Here is a 20844-nt window from a genome sequence, read left to right as displayed (position 1 = left end):
AAAATCTATCTCTAATCTTACTTAAGCGCTAACGGTAACGATATAGTAGTTATATTTTTTTATAACTAGAAAAAAAAGTGGATTTCTTAAGTGAATTTTGGTAATAAAATTGTTTGCAAGATGAGTAAAGTAAATTAGGCGATTTTGTAGATTGAATCTAAGACTGTCCCGTCTACCCATTTAACAATTGCGACTATTTTATTTTTATCAACTTTTGGTTTGGATGGTTTACCGCCGCATATTTCATTAACTTCTTTTTGAATTTCTTTCAGAGAACGAATTGGCAAGGAAGATTTTTTTACTGCAGTTAGTAAGTCTTTTCTTCTCGGATTTATAGCAATGCCTCTTTCAGTTATTACAACATCAATCAACTCGCCAGGTCCGCAAAGTGTTGTTACTTCATCAACAATAACAGGAATGCGATCTCTAAAAGAAGGAACAGCAAGTATAGTACATTTTGAGAACAAACAATTTTGCCACCCCCCAATTCCATGCAAAAGGAGACCATCAGAGTGAGTAACAACATTTGCATTAAAGTTAATATCAACTTCGGTTGCACCAAGAATTGCAGCATCTACTATTGATGCAAAATTACCTTTTCCGTGATAGTTGTAACTTGTGAAGGGGGAGGTCATTACATGATTAGAATTATCACGCATCGAACGAACACCATCAAGATCAAATGTTTGTCCATCTAATATAAAATCTGTTAAACCCTCTTCTAACATTTCTACAAGATATTTTGTCGAACCACCCCTTACAAATCGTGCCTTTACTCCTTTAGCTTTCATCTTTTCTTTAAGAAAAGGGATAAAAGCAAGTGAAGTTCCTCCGGCTCCCGCCTGAAAAGAGAACCCATTTTTAATAATGCCAGCTGCATTCATAAATTCTGCTATATATTCGGCAATCAAAAGTCTATCTGGACTCCTAGTAATTTCAGTAGTGCCACTAACAATTTTAGAGGGATCGCCAAGAGATTCAACTTGAACGACGTAATCCACATTATTCCCTTGAATCTGCCAAGGAACGCATGGGAAAGGAACGAGGTTGTCTGTAACAATAATTACTTTATCTGCATACTGAGAATCTACAAGAGCAAACCCTAATCCGCCGCAAGCTGATTTACCATGAACACCGTTAGCATTTCCAAAAGAATCTGAAGTTGGAGCTGCAATTACAGCAATATCAATATGAACCTCTCCATCTTGAACGGCCTGGTATCTTCCACCGTGCGAACGAAGTACACCAACACCTTTCATTTTACCTTTACTTGTAAATTCACCAAGCGGTCCATTCATACTTCCTTCGATATGATGAATAGTTCCATCTTCGAGATATTTTATTAGATGTTCGTGACAAGGGAAAGAAGCACTTGGAAACCATCTTATGTTTTTTATTCCCATCGAATGAATCACATCGAATAACATATTTGTAACAATATCACCGTTACGGAGATGATGATGAGTAGAAATTGTCATGCCATCTTTCAAGCCGCATTTTATTAAAGCTTCTTTTAAGTTCTTTACAACTTTATTACCATCATTTGGGTAGTTAGCACATGAGCTTATCGGCGGACTAGCTTTTTTCCCTCTTGGAACATATTTACCAATTCCTTTAAATGGAATTTGTTTTTTCCCGTTCACAACTATTGGCACTAATCTTCCTAAAGCATTTTTTACTAGTTTCATTGTTATACTTTTTTGTCATTTATTGTCAGTTAAAGAATTTCAAAAGTCATTGCAATTTTTCTTCCCAGTTTTTTTCCAATAAGTTATACATCAAAGCCAAATCAATAATTTTTTGTGCACGTTTTACAACTGGTGCATCAACCATTTTACTGCCAAGTGAAACCACACCAAGTTTTTTCTTTTCTGCTTCTTTAAAGGCAACGACTATTTTTTTAGCTTTTTCGATTTCTTTTTCCGTTGGTGCAAATGCCTCATGCACTACTTTTATTTGACGAGGATGAATACAACCCTTGCCCTCAAAGCCAAGAGATTTGGCTTCAATTACACTTTTGCGTAAACCTTCAAAATCATCAACGTCAGAAAACACTGAATCGATAGCTTGAACGCCGGCAGCTTTAGCAGCAGTTATTATTGCACTTCTTGCATAAAAACTTTCTTTCCCGTCATTGGTTCTTTCTACACCAATATCGGCTGTGTAATCTTCAAGTCCAATTGTTAATGCACAAACATTATCTGATGCCGTAGCAATTTCATAAGCTTTTAGAACTCCTGCCGCACTTTCAATTATTGGCATAAAATATATTTCCGAAGAGAAATTTTTTTCTGCCCTTATAATATTAATCTCTTCTTCTACTTGTTTTACTGTGTCTGCAGACTCACATTTGGGTATTAAGATTACATGCACATTATGCGGAACCACAAAACGTAAATCTTCTAATCCCATCGGCAGTTGATTAATCCTTACCATTCTTTCAGCTCCGTAGAAATCTACCGACCTTAAGGCATTGCGTACTAAATACCTTGCAGCTAATTTTTCAGATGGTGCAACGCTATCCTCAAGATCAAGTATAATTCCATCGGGTTTATGTAGGCCCGCGTTGGGAAAAAACTTAGGTTCCTTGCCTGGCAGATACAAACGACTTCTACGCAATCTGTCTTTTTGAGTTTTATAATAGTTTTTTCGATTAAACGGAAGAAGGAATTCTCTGTTATCATCAAAGTTAATTTGTTTATATGCAGCTTCAAATCTTGCAGCAAGTGTAAATGGAAGAGCGCCACTATCCTCAATTTTTATTTTTGCATTTTTTATTTCAAAAAAGCTACACACCTGCAGTATTAGGTCTTTGATGACCTCCCCGTACAGAGTATTAACTTTACTATTAAGTTCTATTATTACTCCATTTCTTTTTGTTAACTCAATTTCTATATGACAATCAGAGCGTACCTTTTCGCCGCGTTTGCCAGACATGCCAATTTCGGGATTTACTTTTGTTTTAGTTTTCACCATAATATTTATTATCTATGCCTGTAATATTTTTTTCAACATCTCAATTTTACAGTAAAAAAGATACACATTAAATATAGTAATAAAGATAAAGAAGTGTCCTTTAATAAGATTAAGTCTCCTAAATTCACTTCACAAAGATGTTCGAAAAAAATATTCCTTACTTTAAAAAATGATATAAAAAAACCCAGTGTGAACTGGGTTAATTGAAGTAAAAAGTTATTGTGGAGTGCACCTTGCCGGACTCGAACCGGCGGCCTGCTGATTAAGAGTCAGATGCTCTACCAACTGAGCTAAAGGTGCGTCACAAAAATAAGCAAAAACCAAAATGTTCCCAAAGATTTTATAAGAGAGCAAACTGACATCTCTGATATCAGTTTTTCTTTATCTGGGGAACTTAACAATAATAAAATATTTTTTGTGGAGCATGTCAGACGCTCTACCAGGACCTCATCACGACTCTTTGTGGTGACAGGCCAAGCTAAATATGCGTTACGTAAATAAACATTTACATAACAACTTTATATTTATGAAAATATAATTTTTTGCCAGCCTGTTGTAAGTAGGAACAATAGTAAAAAGGATAAAAGCTATTTTAACGTAAGCTTCAGAAACTCAACACAAGTTTTTCACCAATTATTATTTAAATCCAACCTATCCATTAGAACAGTGCTGTCCAAAATAATTTTGAAATCAAATCCTGAAGGGATGAATTACCAAATAAATTTGAAAACTTCAAGATTTTGGACTATTCTACTTGTCTTAAAAATCAAACCCCATCTCGTCCATACGGGACTTTTAACTTCAGTTTGATATTTATTTATTCTATAACTATATAATTCATAAAAGGATTACATTGGTTTAAGCATAATCAAAGCCTTATTGTCCCGTTAGGACAAAATATTTACAGGATAAAGAACAAAGAAATAGATTGAGTCCCTTTAGGGACGAAATAAAAAATATATTGGACAGGTATGCATAAGAAAATTATATATTCACCTTTACTTGTGACTTGTCTGCATTCTATCTTTATTTACCTTTGTCTATTTATAAATTTTCCTCTTTACTTCATTCTTGCTCTTTCTACGCTGTTAGTTTTTAGATTAACTGTCAACAATAAGCTAATAAGGTTGATTCACTCTGATCTCTCGCTTGTTACTAAGGTTCATTGCTCCCTCATTATTACTTTCTATGACTAAGGTTCACTTACAGATAAGTGGTGAATTCTCATCGTGGATGCATTCTCATAATACCTTATTCTTTTCTTTACTACCTTAGTAACCTAAACAAATAAAAAAGAAACCAGACCTTATTAGCTTATTGAAAAAACAACTCTGCTTACAGTAAGTAAGCCATAAAACCAATAATAGTTAATTCTTTGAAACTTCTGAAAAATTCAATGCGTAATTACAGGTACCTTTGATTTGAGTGTAGACTTAAACTTTAGTGAGAATGACAGATAATCCCAACCTATGCATTAGAAAATTATATATTCACCTTTACTTGTCACTTATCTACATTCTATCTTTATTTACCTTTGTTTATTTACAAATTCTCCTCTTTACTTCATTCTTGCTCTTTCTACGCTGTTAGTTTTTAGATTAACTGTCAACAATAAGCTAATAAGGTTAATTCACTCTGATCTCTCGCTTGTTACTAAGGTTCATTGCTTCCTCATTATTACTTTCTATGACTAAGGTTCACTTACCACGAAGTGGTGAATTCTCAAAATACCTTATCCTTTTCTTGACTACCTTAGTAACATGAACAAAGAAAAAAGAAACCAAACCTTATTAGCTTATTGAAAAAAACAGATAGAACCAATAGCAGGTCAAACTAAATTTGGTTGTTAATGTTATCTCCCCGATATATGCATTAGAAACATGAGAATCTGATTTCTGCTTTTCTTTTATATATAAGTACAAAGTTAATTTTTTCATATTCTATTGCATAATTTGGGTTGAATCATTATTGAGATGCTTTTAAATAATAGGCTCAAACTGATTCATGCAATTTATCTTTCCAGAACTCAATTTGTTCTTTCACGAGTTTTGGATTTGGTGAGCCAAAGGTTTGCTTCCTTTGCAGTGAGGTTTCAACATCAAGACATTTAAGTGCATCTCCAGTAAAAATTTGATTTATTTTTTTTAGCTGCTCTAAGTTTAAGTCGGAAAAACTGATTCTGTTTTCTTCGCAAAATTTTACAAGTTCACCAACAATTCGATGAGCCTCTCGGAATGCAATCCCGTTAAGTACCAACCAATCGGCAAGGTCTGTTGAAAGTATAAAACTGTTTTTTAATTCTTCTTTAAATCGATTTGTGTTTACTTCTATCTTTTCGAACATCTTATTCATTATTGTCAAACTATCGGCATAGGTAAAAAAAGAATCGAATACGTGTTCTTTATCTTCCTGAAGATCTCTGTTATAGCTCAACGGCAATCCTTTAATTGTAGTGATTAATGAAATATAATTTCCAAAAGTTCTTCCAGCTTTGCCGCGAATCAGTTCCGCCATATCGGGATTTTTTTTCTGTGGCATCAAAGATGAACCAGTTGTAAATTCCTCCGGCAGTTGTACAAAGTTCCATTCACTTGAACTCCATAAAATCAGTTCCTCGGCAAGTCGGCTTAAATGCATCATTCCAATTGATACAGCATTTAAAAAATCTAAAAGGAAATCTCTGTCGGAAACTGAATCCAAAGCGTTCCTGGTGGGTTCAGCAAATCCTAATTTTTTTGTAGTGTAATTTCTATCTAATGGTAAAGTTGAACCAGCTAAAGCGCCAGCGCCAAGTGGTGATTCATTGGTTTCGTTTTTAACAAAGTTAAATCTTTTTTTATCGCGCTGAAGCATTTCTACATAAGCAAGCAAATGAAAGGCAAATGAAACAGGCTGTGCTCTTTGCAGGTGAGTGTATCCCGGCATTATTGTATTAATGTTTACATCAGCTACTTTAATTAAGGTTTTTTGGAAATTGGATATATTGTTTTCAAGAAAAGAAGAAACTTTTTTAATCCATAATCTTTCGTCGGTTGCAATTTGGTCATTACGACTTCTACCGGTATGAAGTTTTCCGGCAGTCTCTCCAATTAATTCACTTAACCTTGATTCGATAGCTGAATGAACATCTTCAAATTTTTCACTTTCAGGTTTCCATTTTCCATTTCTGTACTCTTCTAAAATTAGATTTAATCCGTTTTTTATTTTTTTGAAATCTTCGTTTGTAATTAAACCTACATTAGAGAGCATTTCGGAATGAACAAGGTTTACAAGGATATCTTCCTCAAATAAATTAATATCTATATTTAAAGAGGAGGAAAATTTTAATGCGAGTTTATCTAATTCTTTTTTAAATCTTCCTCCCCACAGCATTAAACAACTCCTTTTTCCTTGCGTGCATTTAAAACTTCCGAGAGAGTTTTGTACGGAAGCCCATATATTTTTATAAATCCTTCACTTGCCCGATGGTCAAATATATCTTCTTCGGTATAAGTAGCAAGTTTCATATTGTACAAACTGAACTGAGAATTTCTGGATAAAACTCGAACATTGCCTTTATAAAGCTCAACAGTTACCTCGCCTGTTAAGTTCTCTTGTGTTGAATCGACAAAAGCCATTAGCGATTTAAACAGCGGCGAGAACCATAATCCATCATAAATTAAATTAGCAATTTTATTAGAAACTGACTGCTTATATCTAAAAGTTTCGCGGTCTAAAATTAATTTTTCAAGTTCATTATGTGCAATATGTAAAATTGTAGCTGCTGGTGCTTCGTAAATTTCTCTAGATTTAATTCCGACTACACGATTTTCAATCATATCAATTCTGCCCACACCATTTTTAGCTCCAATTTCATTTAAGTACTCAATAAGCTCAACTGGGTCATAATTTATATCGTTAATTGCAACTGGAATTCCTTTTTCGAATGTGATTTTTACTTCGTCGGGTGAGTCGGGTGCATACTTGGGGTTAGTTGTAATTTGGTATGCATCCTCTGGTGGTGCATTCGTTGGGTCTTCGAGCACACCGCATTCAATTGCAATCCCCCACAGGTTTTCATCTATAGAATATGGGGAATCTTTTGTTGCTTTGACTGGTATTTTGTGTTTTTTAGCATAGTCCATTTCTTCTTCACGGCTTTTAAATTCCCAAAACCTTAACGGAGCTATAACATTTAAATGAGGTGCTAATGTTTGAATTCCCACTTCAAAACGAACTTGGTCGTTACCTTTACCAGTACAGCCATGAGCAATTACTTCAGCACCCTCGTTAAGTGCGATGTCTACCATCATCTTAGCAAGAAGTGGTCTTCCAATTGCAGTGGCAAGTGGATAAGCGCCCTCGTATAAAGCGCTGGCTTTTAATGCTGGCCATAAATAGTTTACTGCAAACTCGTGGCGCAAATCCAAAATAACAGATTTTGAGGCTCCAGCTATTTTTGCTTTTTCTTCAATATTATCAAGTTCAGCTCGTTGACCTAAGTTGCCCGTTGCAGTGATAATTTCGGCATCAAATTTTTCCGAGAGCCACTTCACCATTACGGAAGTATCCAATCCTCCGGAATAAGCAACAACAATTTTTGTTTTTCCCAATTTGATTCTCCTTCCTTTAAATTTGTTTATAATTTATCTGTCATCATTTCTTTAATTAGTTCAACAACTTTTGGCAGGTTTTTAGTTGAGTTTGGAATTACGAGCACTGTATCGTCGCCACCTACAGTTCCTAAAATTTCCGGTACATTTAATCGGTCGATATAATGTGCTACACCTTGTGCTCTGCCGGCTAAAGTTCTAACAACAATTAACGCCTCGTTATGTTCTACGCTAATTATTTCAAAACTTATCAGTTTAGAAATCTTTCTGCCTGATTCTTCAGGATTAAGCAAATACTTTGGAGTATTACCTACAATTGTTCTTATCACCCCCATTTCAGCAAAATCGCGGCTCAATGTTGCCTGGGTAACATAAATATGTTCCTTTTTTAATAACTCAATAAGGTCTTCGTGTGTGCTTACAACTTTTGTAGCGAGAATTTCTTTTATAACATTCTGTCTTTTTAGTTTAGCCGACATATTTCACCTGTTTTTTTGTTAGATAGTCAAATTAGTTTTTTCAATACATTTTTAAATATGCCAATAAACTTTTCTATCTCTGTTTCTCCTACAATAAAGGGGGGGAGAATTCTAAGCACCGCATCTCCGGAAGTGCCAACAATAACTCCTTCATTTAATAAATTAGATACAATTTGCTTTGCTGAAAAGCCATCATTTAATTCAACGCCAATCATCAAACCTTTACCTCGTACTTCTTTAATCACATTAGAATTCAAAGATGAAATTTCGTTTTTAATTTTTTCTCCCATTTCAAAAATATGATTCAGTAACTCATCACTAATTAAATCTAAAACTTTATTAGCTGCTGCAACAGCTATGGGATTTCCACCGAAGGTTGAGCCATGATCTCCAGGATTAATTACATCACCAATTTTTTTTGAACACAAAGTAGCCCCAAGCGGAATACCATTAGCTATTCCCTTTGCCAATGTCACAATATCAGGTTTTATATTTTCATACTCGTAAGCGAAGAATTTTCCTGTTCTTCCCACTCCTGCCTGCACTTCATCGAGGATTAATAGTATTCCTTTTTCATCGCAAAATTTTCTTACCTCCTTTAAATATCCTTCTGGAGGAATTATTATTCCTTTCTCGCCTTGAATTGGTTCAAGCATCACAGCAACTACATGTGGACCGAATGAATTTTCAATTGCTTCAATATCACCAAAAGGTACATATAAGAAGCCTGGTGTCAAGGGGAAGAATCCTTCCCACAATTTATATTGGCCAGAAGCTGAAAGACTGCCGTATGTTCTCCCATGAAATCCTCCAAGAGCAGTAATTATCTGGAATTTGCCATTTCCCCATTTTCTTGCAAATTTTATTGCTGCTTCGTTCGCCTCAGTACCCGAATTACAAAAGAACGCATATTCTAAAGAAGAACGCAGATATAATTTGTCGGCTAAAATTTTTTGTCCAGAAGAAATAAATAAATTCGAGACATGCCACAATCTTTTTACTTGTTCTTCTACTGCTTCTTTAATTTGAGGATTGCTATGTCCAAAAGATGTAACAGCAATTCCACATAAAAAGTCGAGATATTCTTTACCAGTAGAATCATAAAGATAAGCACCTTTTCCTTTAACAAAATCTATTGGTGCTCTCGAATAATTTTTTAATAAATGATCTTCAGTATCGGCTATTTTAAGATGACTGAACGATCCATGTACCGACTTGTTGGTCGTTTGATACGCTTTCAAATATACTCTCCAAATTTGTTGAACCTATCCAAACTTTTTTAATTCCTTTATTCAGCAGTTCTACACAGCTATTAAGCTTAGGAATCATACCTTCTGTAATTTCACCATTACTAATACCTTCAATGATTTCACGTTCATTTATATATTTCTGAACCGCGCCGTTAATAATTACGCCATTAATATCAGACAAGAAGAAAACGCTTTCAGCTTTTAATGAAGTAGAAAGGACTTCCGTAAAAATATCGGCATTAACATTAATTAAATTGCCTTCTTTATCTCTACAGATACTTGAAAAAACCGGTACAACTTTTTCATTCAGCAGGTCATAGATCCAATCGATTGGTTTTACTAATTCTGGAATTCCTACGTAGCCCAAGTTTTTGTCTATTATTTTTGCCACAAAACTCCCACGGTCAATTCCAGTTAAACCAATAGCTTTAATACCAATTGAATTCAATTTGCTGACAATTTTTGAATTAAGCAGACCGCTTTGAACTGCAGCAACAACGTCCATCACTTCTTTTGAAGTAACTCTCTGTCCATTAATAAATTTAACTTCATGTCCAAGTGCTTTAGACCATTCAGTAATATTTTTCCCGGCACCGTGGACAATTACAATCCCGTCGTAAACCATTCTTAATTTTTTTAATGGGGTTTCCCATCTATTACTATCAAAAAAAGTTTCAAGGGATTTTCCACTTATTTTAAGTACAGCTATTTTCATATATACTCCAATTAAGTTCTATAATTAGCATTAATTTTAACATATTCTTCTGAGAAATCGCAAGTCCACCATGTAGATGAAAAGTCGCCACCGTTCAAATTCACATTTATAGAGTACTCCTTTTTAGATAATATTTTATAAGCGATTTCCTCATTTAACATAACTTGAAAATGGGGCAGTAACACTTCGTGGTCATCAAAACTGATTGAGACTTTAGCAGGGTCGAAATTTGCACCACTCATACCTGCAGCCGACATAATTCTTCCCCAGTTCGCATCGTTGCCGTAGAGAGCCGTCTTAAGTAAATTAGAATTAGCCAGCGACTTTCCGACCAGGTCAGCATCTTCTTGTGTATCAGCGCCGGTAACATTGATAGTAATAAGTTTTGTTGCACCCTCGCCGTCGGCTACAATTGATTTTGCCATTTCAATTGAAATAGCATTTAATGCTTTTTGAAACAATTTTTCGTCGCTGCTTCCCTCAATAACTTCAACGCCACTCAAACCGTTGGAAAGCAAAACAACCATATCATTTGTACTTGTCTCCCCATCAACTGAAATTTTATTAAAAGAAATATTTACGGAATTGACTAACAATTTTTTTAAAAGAGGTTTTTGTATTTGTGCATCAGTAGTTATGAAAGCAAGCATAGTTGCCATATTAGGCATAATCATTCCGCTGCCTTTACATATCGCTCCGATTGTAGTTTCTCCGTTCGAAAGTCTTACCTTTACGGCAAATGATTTAATTTTCGTATCAGTAGTCATTATAGCTTCTGCTGCATCGATTCCGCCTTTTTCTGATAAAACATTAATAATTTGATCTATCCCGCTAATAACCTTTTGAACAGGTAATTTTACACCAATTACACCAGTCGAACTTATTAGTACATTTTCCGGACTAACATTTAATTTATCTGCACAATATTCTTGTGTAAATTTTGCATCCATAAAACCGTCTTCGCCAGTACAAGCATTAGCGTTACCGGAATTAATCAATACGGCTTTTACTTGAATATCCTTATCTGTAATTTCTTTTGAAACTAGTAGTGGTGCCGCTTTAACTTTATTTAGTGTGTATACAGCAGCAGCGTTACATAACTTATCTGAAACTATTAATGCGAGATCTTTTTTTCTCTTTTTTATACCGCAAAAAATACCAGCAGCTTTAAATCCTTTTGGAGAAGTAACAGAGCCTTCATTAATAAACTGATACATCTTTTTCCCTCTTAGTTATTAGTCCTGTAAACTCTTCCCATTTAAATAATTTATTCATATTCTGGATTGCCTGTCCCGCACCACCTTTAATTAAATTATCTATTGCCGAAGTCAGAATCACTGAGTTTCCTTTTACGGAAACGTTTATATCACAAAAATTAGTTCCTACAACCCAGTTAAGCTCTGGTGGTGTTTGTCTTAACCTTACAAAATGAGATGATGAATAGTATTCTTCATAAACATCAATTACATCCTCATGTTTTAATTCAGTTGACAAATGCGCTATAGAAGTTGAATAAATGCCAACGCTAATCGGCAGTAAATGTGTAGTAAAAGAGAAATGTGAGATAAATCCATTTTTTTTCAATTCCTGTAATATTTCAGGTTCATGACGATGTTTATGCACGTTGTATGCTTTTACATTCCCATCCATTTCTGATAAAAGTAAATCAGTTTTGGGAGATTTTCCAGCACCACTAGTTCCCGAATAAGCTACAATCGAAAGCGAAATAATTTCACTTCCGTATTTGAGCACCAGTGGCAAAACTGAAAGTAAAGCTGCAGTCGGATAACACCCAGGATTTGCAATTAGTTTTGCATCATTAACATAATAATTTTTTTTATCTGCCAGTCCATATAATTTTTCTTTTAATAGATTCGGTGCTGTGTGCTCTAATCCATACCATTTCTCATAATCAGCTGCTGAATCGAGCCTAAAATCCCCACTTAAGTCAATTACTTTTTTCCCAATTGACAAAAGGGAAGGTATCAATTTAATTGCCTCACCATGTGGAAGCGCAAAAAAATAAACATCATGCGAAAACGAAATATCCTTAATAGGAAGAATTAATTTATTATTAACAAAACCTTTGAACTCAGGAAAAACAGAAAGCAAATTATTACCTGCAGTTGTATTTGCATAAACAGTAAAATCATCAATGTAAGGATGTTCGTTGCAAAATTGAATTAACTTTTTCCCTAAATAACCACTGCCTCCAATAATACCAACTGATATCATATTAAAAAACCTTTTTCTTTTGTTGATAAATATTTAGTTGAAAAGGTATTAATTACCTTCTACGTGGCATGCGTCTTAATCGGGGGCGAAAAGAAATTGAACTGTCCAAAGGATAAAAATAAATTTTCACTTGCATTTACTCGCAAAAATAACTTGGTCAAATCTAAATACATATCTAATATATGTCAAGAATAAAATGAATATAGTTGCAAGATTTTTTGATTATAGAAAGTTTTACGAGAGAAAATACGTATAATAATACAGTTTTAATGTATTATAATACTAATCAATTTAATTAGCCAAATAAATACGGCTTAAAAGATAAGACGGAAGAATCTACCTGCACAAAAGCAAATAGTTTTTTGAGAAGGTCAAATGTGCACGACTTTTAATGCAGTGCGCATTACTCTTACACCCTCTTTACTTTTATCTTTTTACTTTTATCTTTTTACTTTTATCTTTTTACCTTGACCTTGACTCACAGATAAGATTCAGTTTCTTCCCAATCATTTTGTTTCATTTCCCAGTCAATACCATCGCAAGGTAAATAATTAGTTGTGGGGTGTTCATCATGTTTAAGGCAGAGAACTGCGGATTTATCAAAATAGCGGCAGGAAGAACAAAGTGTACCTGTAATTATTTCTTTGTTTTTTTCCATAAAAAGATTGTACTGAATAACAGCAGGATGAATTATAATTCCATAAACCGACAGAATTAGTAGAGTCCACCAATACTTAGGATCTATCACTGAATACAAAATCCATAAAGCAGGCATAAGCAAGGCAACTCTAACTAATCCCCAAAAAACAATTGCACCCATAATCTTTATTATTTTTTTATTAATCTAATTAAACGAAAATCAAGTTTCAAATAATAATCAACTGACCAAATTGATTTTAGGTGAGCATTCTTTTAATTTTGGTTAAGTTATATATAAACAGGATTTTTTTTTGGAACAGAACAATAAACCTCAGAGTCACACTTCGCAAGGTTCGCAGATAAAAAAGCCCGTAAGACGTTTTTATTATCATAAAAGACGTCCAAAACAAATACCAAGTGAGTTAGAACAAAGATCAATAAAGCAAGTTTCTTTTAAAAAAGTCTCTATTGTAATACCTCTTTTTGATGAAGAGGAGTCGATTTTTCCATTGTATCAAGAAATTAAAAAAGTATTAAAAAATATTTCATCCGATTACGAAGTTATCTTTGTAGACGACGGCAGTAATGATAAGTCATTAGAGCATATTAAATCCTTAAGTAAGACCGATAATCATATAAGGTATATAAGTTTTAGAAAGAACTATGGGAAATCTGCAGCTCTGCAAATAGGTTTTAAGTATGTTACAGGCGATGCAGTCATTACTATGGATGCGGATTTGCAGGATGACCCAAACGAAATACCTAACCTCCTTTCAAAACTTGAAGAGGGTTTTGATATGGTTTCTGGCTGGAAGAAAAAAAGATTTGACCCTTTCGTTAAAAAATATTCTTCTCGTTTTTTTAATTTTGTTACGCGTCTGCTTACAGGTATAAAAATACATGACTTTAATTGCGGATTAAAAGCTTATCGTCGACAGGTAGTACAAAGTATAAATGTTTATGGAGAGTTACACAGATATATACCCGTACTTGCAAACTGGAAAGGATTTTCAGTTACAGAAATTGTCGTCAAACATCACCCGCGTCGTTATGGGAAAACTAAATTTGGCATATCGAGATTTTTCAAAGGATTTGTGGACTTAATTACAGTAATATTTATCACTAGATATATAAAACGTCCAATGCACTTATTTGGTTTTTTTGGATTTTTATCTTTCGTTTTGGGCGTTATAATCAACGCATATTTGAGTTATGAGTGGATTTCTGGAAAACCGCTTTACAACCGTCCTCTATTATTTCTTGGAATGTTGTTAATTATTGTTGGTGTTCAGTTTTTTGCTGTTGGACTTTTAGGAGAGATAATGGTGCATAACTCACAGAGTGACAAAGAATATGTAATAAAAGAAAAAAAGTGAACCAAAACTTTTGCTAAAAAATCTGCCCCTCAGGTAAGACAAGCAATAACAAACCCATAAAAAACATTTATTTTGTTGCATGAACTCTTAATTATTTACTTCCAATCATTTGTCTTAGCTATTTTGTCATCTGCTCCAAAGAGCACAAGCACATCATCATCTTTAATTACATAGTTTGGGTCTGGAACTATTAATTCTGGCTGCTCTTCAATTGAATCAAAAGCAGAAGGAGAATGTTTTATCATTAGTACTTCCAGGCCATAATTATTTCTTAATTTTAATTGAGCAAGTGTTTTACCTACGAAATTGTGATTTACTTTTTTCTCAATTATTGAATAACCATCAGCAACTTTGGATATGCCTATTTTATCAATGGAACGCAATTCACTCGCAAAACTGTCAGCAACATTGTATTTCAAGCTTTCTTTGTTGTATGCAGCAATTACATCCTGGCGCCAAATTGTTCCTATTATTTTAGTAGGGTTTGATGACGAAACAACGGGTAATTCATCAATATCCTTGCTCTCAAAAATTTTCATTACATGGTCAAGGTTATCAGTTTCGTAAACAGTAACAAAATTTGAATTTGCTATATCACGTGCAACTAATACTTCTCTAATGTGTTCATATTCGGTTATAATTGGCCTTAGTTCTGTTTCTGTAATTATTCCTACAATATTATCTTTGTTATCTACCACGTAAAAAGTGCTATGAGGTAAGTTCATTAATTTAACTACAATACTTGAAAGAGGTGTATTTTCAGGAATTAGGACAACATCTTTTCTCATTAGTTCATTCACATGTTTGTTTCGCAGAATACTATGTTGCCTTCCAATGGCAAGCCTATAGCCTTGGTCCTCAAGATGTTTAACATGAACCGAGCCTTTAAGTGAGATTTGAACAATCATTGTGCTTGCTACAACTGCTATCATTAGCGGAATGATAAAGGAATAGTCTTTTGTCATTTCAAATATTATCAGAATTGCAGAGATAGGGATAGAGTTCGCTCCGCCAAGAATAGCCCCCATGCCTACTAAAATAAATGCTGTTGTATCAACTCCAAATCCCCAAAAATAATTTAGTGCAAGTGCAAATAAGTAACCAACACAAGCCCCCATAAATAAAGATGGTGCAAATGTTCCGCCAAATCCACCAGTATTTAAAATGAGAGGTACTAAGATGAACTTCAGGACAAGTAAAACAAGAACAACTTTCCAAGTGAGTAATTGAGCAAGTATATGGTTAATTCCAATGTAGCCTATTCCAAAAATGTCTTTATAAAAATATCCTGAGATTCCCATTAATAAACCGACAAAAGTCATTAATATCCATTGTGGAAATATTTTTATTAGTTTTTTTCTAATAAACTTATCAAGCATATCAGAATAGCGAATAAAGGCTAATGAAATTAAGCCGGCCAAAATTCCAAGTATTGCGTAAAGATACAGATTTTGGTAACTGCCAATAGATGGACTGACAAAATTAAAGACAGATTTATTGCCGAGGAATATTCTTGAAATTGTACTTGCAGTAACCGAGGAAAGAATTAGAGCTGAAAAAGTTGCTGTTTGAAAATCATTAAGCAGAACTACTTCTAAGGCAAAAAAGATGCCTCCCATTGGTGTATTAAAAATAGCGGCTATAGCCGCACCTGCACCTGCTGCTGTGAATATTCTTTTTCTTGAATCAGAAAGTTTAAATAAACTTGCGAGCTTGCTGGCTAATCCACCCCCAATCTGAGCTGCTGGTCCTTCGGGTCCTACGGTATTTCCTGAACCAATGCTAATTACAGGCGCTATAAAATGAAAAATGGTTGTTCGAAGAGGTATGTGTCCCCCTCTAATTGCTACGGCCTTTATTACTTCTGACACTCCTTTATGTCGAGCTACATTAGGTGAAAGAATTATCATTATTGCTTGAATGAGCATGCCGAGAGCCGGTATTGCAACTACAGCCGCAGTGCCTAAAAAGAATAAACCGCTTGTTGTTTGATTAAAGAATACTTTATTGAAAAAAGTTATGGAATCATGAAAAAATACGGCTGCAAAGCCTACTACTATTCCAGTTATTATTGCAAATATTGAAAAAACAGTATAGTCTGGCAGCGTAATTTTATCAATTCTTTTTTGAAGCCACCTCTTCGAAATTAGGTAAGGTTTCCTTAATAGCTTGGTAAGTTTTTTTAAGTCCATTACCATCGAATAAAGATAATTATTTAAAAGATAAATTATTGTTCAACTAAACTTCTTTTTTTATCACAACCACAGTTGCGTCATCTTCCCATTTTTTATTGTTGCCAAAGGATTTTGCAGTATTAAAAACAGCCTCGATAATCTTTTGTGGGCGTTCGTTCTTGTTTTTTAGTATAACATCTTTTATCCCTTCTATTCCAAAATTGCTTGATTTGGAGTTTTTTCTTTCAATTATTCCATCAGTAAACAAAACAAGTAAATCGTTTGGATTCATGTGTGCATACCCTCTGTGTAGTTCAATTTCTGGTAAAGCGCCCAAAACCAAGCCGGTAGAGTTAAGTTCACTAATTTTATTCTCAGAGAATAGAAGCGGCGCAGGATGACCAGCATTTACAAATAGAATGTTTCCATTTTTTTCTATTTCTGCATAAAAAAGTGAAATAAAATTAGTTGAATAAACACTTCGATAAATTACTTTGTTAAGCTTTTTAAAAGTGTATGCCATCTTCATATGTTTCTCAAGTCCCATCCTTAAGCCTGTAACAACATCTCTAACTAGTAAAGCTGCAGATAAGCCATGTCCACTAGCATCGCCGATGCATACTCCTAAAACTTCATCATCAAAATTATAAAAATCGAATAAATCACCGCCTACAATTTCAGCTGGCTGAGAGAAACCAGCAATTTTGAAATCTTTAACTTCGGGAGCCTGTGAAGGTAAAAGACTCTGTTGTATATGTGCAGCTTGTTGTTTTTCTGATTTAATAGCTTCAGTATCAATTCTATAATTTATGTACGTTCTAACTGCATTCAAACACAACTCAATTTCTTCTCTTATCCAGTTACTTCTTAGTTCGAAAACAATAATCCATCTATGCTCTGGACTTCTGACTGTTATTGCAGCTGGAATTTTATATTCTCCTTGCTCATTTATATTTTTATCTATGGTTAAAGATGGATTATCAAAAATATAAGTCTTTGATTGAAGTAAAGCGTTCAATGCTTCTGAATCCGATGGTATTTTTTGTGCTATTTTATGAGTGCTTGAGGAAGACCAAATTAAAAAATAATCGTTCTCCCTTTCTTCGTAGACTCTACCATCCCCAATACCTAAATCCTCTCCAAATGTTAATTCTAACTCTTTGACTATGCGGAAAATGAAATCGCTGTCTGATTTGTCAAGCCAAATTTTACTTAGTAAAGAGTCTAATTTCCTATAAAATGTTTTCGGTTCTATCATATTTCAACAAAGTTGTTACACTAATTTACAAAAGATTGACGTTAAAGATGAGAAAACAGCATGAATTATACTAAAGAAATCGATTAAAGGTTTTAGTGTTAATTAGTGAAATTCGTGTCTGTGAAATTCTTTGGCGTAGCCGCAGCAATTATATAATGTTTTGAGTTAAGAATAAATTCAATCTTTGAGGCATGGAGCATTAAACGAGGGAAATTCATTTGTACTTTTTTATCACCGTATTTTAAATCGCCAACTATAGGATGGTTAATTCCATAAAAATGAACTCTTAATTGATGTCTTCTTCCTGTATGTGGTATAACACTTAAAAGCGTTGCATCTTTGAAGCGCTTAATAACATGATATACGGTTTTACTTGGTTTTCCCTTTTGGCTATCAATTCCCATTCTGCCAGAAGCAAATTTTTTGATGGGCATTTCAATTATTCCGCTGTCTTTTTCGACTATTCCATGAACAACAGCGAGGTAGCTTTTAATTATTTTTCTTGAACTAAACAATTTGTTTAATTCCTTGTGTGTTTTTTTATTTTTTGCAAATAAAATAACCCCGCTTACTTCTTTATCTAACCGGTGTACTACAAATAACTTCTGATTTAATTTTTTTTGTGCAAGTTCAAGAAGTGATACATTTGATTTTTTGTTTTCGTGAGCCGAAGAAATTCCAATCGGTTTATTAATTGCTACTATGTTCTCATCTTCGAATAAAATTTCGAGCTCAATTTCATTAGCCATCATAAATATTTTTAAATGATGTTAGTGTATCGTTAGCGCATAAATTGTTTTACCATCAATAACTTTCTTACTAAAGCCCATTCGCTTAAGGTATTTTATGTGAGTTTTGTTGCCAGGAAGGGAAACAATTTCTTTTACATTCATATCACTAAAAATTTTAGTGTAGACAAACTTACCTATTTTAAAATCTCTATAACCGGGAATAACGTAATCTAAATCAACTAAAATTGTGTCATTAGAAATTTTTCTTGCGATAACCAATCCTGCAGGAATCATATTCCGCAATACAAAAAAAGCAATGTTTTCTTTTGTCTCGTAAAACTTGAAAGAAGGAATATATTTTTTAATGTCGTTTTCGTAAAAAGTAAGAAAGTTTTTTAGGTATTCAGCATCTGCTTCTACTTTCAAAACCTTGAAATATTCTTTACGCGAGAATATTTCCCAAAGATAGTATATGTCGACAATCGATATAAAAAAATTTACGGCAGCAACAGGAAAGGCATTAATTATAAATCCATATATTGTAAAAGTAATAGCGCCAATTAAATTAATTATCCTCAATTTTAGGATAGAGCTCATCATTAAAGAAATTGCAACAAGAACTGAAGCTAAGTAACCAACAATTTCTATCATCTTCTTCTTACTTTAGTTTTTACTGCTACAGAAAAATTTTTTTTTAGTTTATTTATCAAATAAAATTTCAACGTGAAGAACTACTGCAGTACCCATTGACGTTTAACTCGATATAACAAAGATATTTTTGATTCTCCCTATTATCAAATATAAGCATTATTTTTCACCAAAAGATTTTGAAAGTATAATCATGAACAATTTTGTAAATCATCCTATTATTAGTGTTGATGAGATCATTCGTCCAACTCATCTTGAAATTGATTTAAAAGCCCTCGCTGAAAATTTCAGTAGAATAAAAAAACATGTCTCACCAGCTAAAGTAATGCCAATATTAAAGGCCAATGCTTATGGTCACGGCTTAATTCGTGTTGCACAGTTAATGGAAGAATTAAATGCTGATTATCTTGGCGTTGCCGTTCTTGAAGAAGGAATTCTCTTGCGTCAAATTGGAATTAAAATGCCAATTTTAATTTTGGGCGGAATTTTAGGCAATCAAGTCCCTCTGTTCTTAAAACATAATTTAACAATTACAGCTCATTCAATTGAGAAATTAAGACAGATTGACGAAACCGCTGCGCAAATGAAAACTAAAGCAAAAGTTCATTTAAAAATAGACACTGGGTTAGAGAGAATTGGTGTTCATTATTACAATGCTGAAAATTTTCTCGAGGTTTCACTAAAATGTAAAAACATTGAGGTGGAAGGGATCTTTTCACATTTCGCAAATTCGGAGTCAACTGATTTAACACATGCTAAATTACAACTTGAAAGGTTTCTAGAAGTTCTTAGATTCTTTGAAAAGCATTCATTAAAAAAGCCAATAAGGCACTTTTCAAATTCTGGTGCTATACTTCAACTGCCAGATGCAAATCTTGATATGGTTCGTCCAGGAATTATGTTGTATGGAGTTTATCCTTCTGCTAATGTTAAAAAAACAATTGAAGTTAGACCTGCATTAACATGGAAATCAAATGTAGTTTATTTTAAGGTTATAAGGGCAGGTCATCCGGTGGGTTACGGTTCTACTTGGCAAGCTAACCATGATGTCCGATCTGTTACTGTGCCTGTAGGTTATGGTGACGGCTATATGAGAAGTATGAGCGGTAAAGCAGAAGTCTTGTTGAATGGGAAACGTTACCCTGTAATTGGAACAATTTCGATGGATCAGATTGTAGTTAATATTGAAAACGATAGTGCATACAACGGCGACGAAGTTATTTTAATTGGAAGCGATGGAAAAAATTCGATTACGGCTGAAGAACTTGCTGAATGGGCTGGAACAATCCCTTATGAAATTCTAACCAGCATAAATACTCGCGTGCCGAGAGTTTATGTTGAATAATTGGACAGCTTTGCTCCGTCACATTATAAACTGGCTACATTTGCTTAACCTTAAGTTCTTTGTTAACCATTTGCGGAAAATTGTTTACACGATTTTTAATTACACGGAGAGCCACTGAGTTCACACGGAGTACCGCTGAGAGAGGAAAAAATTAAAATTCCATCGGAGTATGTAAAAAATATTTGGCATAACTATATTCTCTAAGCTTTTTTAAATCAATACTGGACGTAAAGTATATATAATGTATTCAGATATGTCGATATCTTCACTCGTAAATACTAATGAAAACGATTTTCTATTATATTCTTTCAAAATTTTATTTGTTCTTTTTGATTGAATGAATTGAGATATTTATATAATTCGATTCAGTAGAAAGATTTCCCAATGAGCAACGTTAAATTGACAGCTGGCAATTTAATATTGGGA

At 33.8% G+C, this 20844-nt stretch carries 16 protein-coding genes and 1 tRNA gene; 2 read left to right on the top strand and 15 right to left on the bottom strand.

The features are described from left to right. Window positions 1-134 precede the first annotated feature (134 nt). From citF to ABRY23_11530, 11 genes are all read right to left on the bottom strand, one after another. Window positions 135-1688, bottom strand: a complete 1554-nt coding sequence (gene citF / locus ABRY23_11580; GenBank protein MFA3783692.1) for a citrate lyase subunit alpha — start codon at window positions 1686-1688, stop codon at window positions 135-137. 46 nt (window positions 1689-1734) lie between these two features. Next, a complete protein-coding gene (locus ABRY23_11575; GenBank protein ID MFA3783691.1) occupies window positions 1735-2976 on the bottom strand; it encodes an aldolase/citrate lyase family protein in 1242 nt (413 codons plus the stop codon). 227 nt (window positions 2977-3203) lie between these two features. Continuing rightward, window positions 3204-3276: transfer RNA gene (locus ABRY23_11570), tRNA-Lys, on the bottom strand. A 1692-nt stretch (window positions 3277-4968) separates the two neighbouring features. Continuing rightward, a complete protein-coding gene (argH, locus tag ABRY23_11565) occupies window positions 4969-6348 on the bottom strand; it encodes an argininosuccinate lyase (GenBank protein MFA3783690.1) in 1380 nt (459 codons plus the stop codon). Continuing rightward, window positions 6348-7568: an argininosuccinate synthase gene (locus ABRY23_11560; GenBank protein ID MFA3783689.1), complete on the bottom strand. Its 1221-nt coding sequence runs from the start codon at window positions 7566-7568 to the stop codon at window positions 6348-6350. Before ABRY23_11560 ends, argH begins: the two co-directional genes overlap by 1 nt. 26 nt (window positions 7569-7594) lie before the next feature. Further along, on the bottom strand, window positions 7595-8047 hold the full coding sequence (locus ABRY23_11555; protein ID MFA3783688.1) for an arginine repressor: 453 nt from the start codon (window positions 8045-8047) through the stop codon (window positions 7595-7597). A gap of 26 nt (window positions 8048-8073) precedes the next feature. After that, on the bottom strand, window positions 8074-9288 hold the full coding sequence (locus tag ABRY23_11550; protein ID MFA3783687.1) for an aspartate aminotransferase family protein: 1215 nt from the start codon (window positions 9286-9288) through the stop codon (window positions 8074-8076). After that, a complete protein-coding gene (gene argB / locus ABRY23_11545) occupies window positions 9233-10012 on the bottom strand; it encodes an acetylglutamate kinase (GenBank protein MFA3783686.1) in 780 nt (259 codons plus the stop codon). The genes ABRY23_11550 and argB overlap by 56 nt, the downstream gene beginning before the upstream one ends. Window positions 10013-10023: 11 nt before the next feature. Then, window positions 10024-11229: a bifunctional glutamate N-acetyltransferase/amino-acid acetyltransferase ArgJ gene (gene argJ / locus ABRY23_11540; protein MFA3783685.1), complete on the bottom strand. Its 1206-nt coding sequence runs from the start codon at window positions 11227-11229 to the stop codon at window positions 10024-10026. Then, complete coding sequence (gene argC, locus ABRY23_11535; GenBank protein ID MFA3783684.1) at window positions 11213-12247, bottom strand: N-acetyl-gamma-glutamyl-phosphate reductase; 1035 nt, start codon at window positions 12245-12247, stop codon at window positions 11213-11215. Before argC ends, argJ begins: the two co-directional genes overlap by 17 nt. A gap of 478 nt (window positions 12248-12725) precedes the next feature. Beyond that, window positions 12726-13067 carry a hypothetical protein gene (locus ABRY23_11530; protein ID MFA3783683.1) on the bottom strand — a complete coding sequence of 114 codons (342 nt, stop codon included), beginning with the start codon at window positions 13065-13067 and terminating at the stop codon, window positions 12726-12728. Between the two features lie 130 nt (window positions 13068-13197). Here ABRY23_11530 and ABRY23_11525 point away from each other — a divergent pair, with 130 nt between their 5' ends. Next, entirely contained in the window at window positions 13198-14262 is a 1065-nt protein-coding gene (locus ABRY23_11525) for a glycosyltransferase family 2 protein (GenBank protein ID MFA3783682.1), read from the top strand. A 95-nt stretch (window positions 14263-14357) separates the two neighbouring features. On the opposite strand, the gene ABRY23_11520 is transcribed toward ABRY23_11525, so the two are convergent. The 4 genes from ABRY23_11520 to ABRY23_11505 form a co-directional block, all read right to left on the bottom strand. Beyond that, the gene (locus ABRY23_11520; protein ID MFA3783681.1) at window positions 14358-16454 is read right to left on the bottom strand and encodes a chloride channel protein; all 2097 of its coding nucleotides are present in this window, start codon (window positions 16452-16454) and stop codon (window positions 14358-14360) included. A gap of 46 nt (window positions 16455-16500) precedes the next feature. Further along, on the bottom strand, window positions 16501-17694 hold the full coding sequence (locus ABRY23_11515) for a PP2C family protein-serine/threonine phosphatase (protein MFA3783680.1): 1194 nt from the start codon (window positions 17692-17694) through the stop codon (window positions 16501-16503). 98 nt (window positions 17695-17792) lie between these two features. Beyond that, entirely contained in the window at window positions 17793-18446 is a 654-nt protein-coding gene (locus ABRY23_11510; GenBank protein MFA3783679.1) for an RluA family pseudouridine synthase, read from the bottom strand. Between the two features lie 18 nt (window positions 18447-18464). Continuing rightward, a complete protein-coding gene (locus ABRY23_11505; protein MFA3783678.1) occupies window positions 18465-19076 on the bottom strand; it encodes a hypothetical protein in 612 nt (203 codons plus the stop codon). 190 nt (window positions 19077-19266) lie between these two features. Here ABRY23_11505 and alr point away from each other — a divergent pair, with 190 nt between their 5' ends. Continuing rightward, window positions 19267-20418, top strand: a complete 1152-nt coding sequence (gene alr / locus ABRY23_11500; protein ID MFA3783677.1) for an alanine racemase — start codon at window positions 19267-19269, stop codon at window positions 20416-20418. The last annotated feature ends 426 nt before the right edge of the window (window positions 20419-20844 follow it).

It is taken from the genome of Melioribacteraceae bacterium 4301-Me (genome assembly GCA_041538185.1).
Taxonomy (GTDB): Bacteria; Bacteroidota; Ignavibacteria; order Ignavibacteriales; family Melioribacteraceae; genus Pyranulibacter; species Pyranulibacter aquaticus.
This window is presented reverse-complemented; position numbering and strand designations above follow the sequence as displayed.

Excerpts from the sequence above, each read along its gene's own strand:
- citF (MFA3783692.1), bottom strand. The coding sequence starts at position 1,688 with ATGAAACTAGTAAAAAATGCTTTAGGAAGATTAGTGCCAATAGTTGTG.
- ABRY23_11575 (MFA3783691.1), bottom strand. The coding sequence starts at position 2,976 with ATGGTGAAAACTAAAACAAAAGTAAATCCCGAAATTGGCATGTCTGGC.
- argH (MFA3783690.1), bottom strand. The coding sequence starts at position 6,348 with ATGCTGTGGGGAGGAAGATTTAAAAAAGAATTAGATAAACTCGCATTA.
- ABRY23_11555 (MFA3783688.1), bottom strand. The coding sequence starts at position 8,047 with ATGTCGGCTAAACTAAAAAGACAGAATGTTATAAAAGAAATTCTCGCT.
- argB (MFA3783686.1), bottom strand. The coding sequence starts at position 10,012 with ATGAAAATAGCTGTACTTAAAATAAGTGGAAAATCCCTTGAAACTTTT.
- argJ (MFA3783685.1), bottom strand. The coding sequence starts at position 11,229 with ATGTATCAGTTTATTAATGAAGGCTCTGTTACTTCTCCAAAAGGATTT.
- argC (MFA3783684.1), bottom strand. The coding sequence starts at position 12,247 with ATGATATCAGTTGGTATTATTGGAGGCAGTGGTTATTTAGGGAAAAAG.
- ABRY23_11530 (MFA3783683.1), bottom strand. The coding sequence starts at position 13,067 with ATGGGTGCAATTGTTTTTTGGGGATTAGTTAGAGTTGCCTTGCTTATG.
- ABRY23_11520 (MFA3783681.1), bottom strand. The coding sequence starts at position 16,454 with ATGGACTTAAAAAAACTTACCAAGCTATTAAGGAAACCTTACCTAATT.
- ABRY23_11515 (MFA3783680.1), bottom strand. The coding sequence starts at position 17,694 with ATGATAGAACCGAAAACATTTTATAGGAAATTAGACTCTTTACTAAGT.
- ABRY23_11510 (MFA3783679.1), bottom strand. The coding sequence starts at position 18,446 with ATGATGGCTAATGAAATTGAGCTCGAAATTTTATTCGAAGATGAGAAC.
- ABRY23_11505 (MFA3783678.1), bottom strand. The coding sequence starts at position 19,076 with ATGATAGAAATTGTTGGTTACTTAGCTTCAGTTCTTGTTGCAATTTCT.
- alr (MFA3783677.1), top strand. The coding sequence starts at position 19,267 with ATGAACAATTTTGTAAATCATCCTATTATTAGTGTTGATGAGATCATT.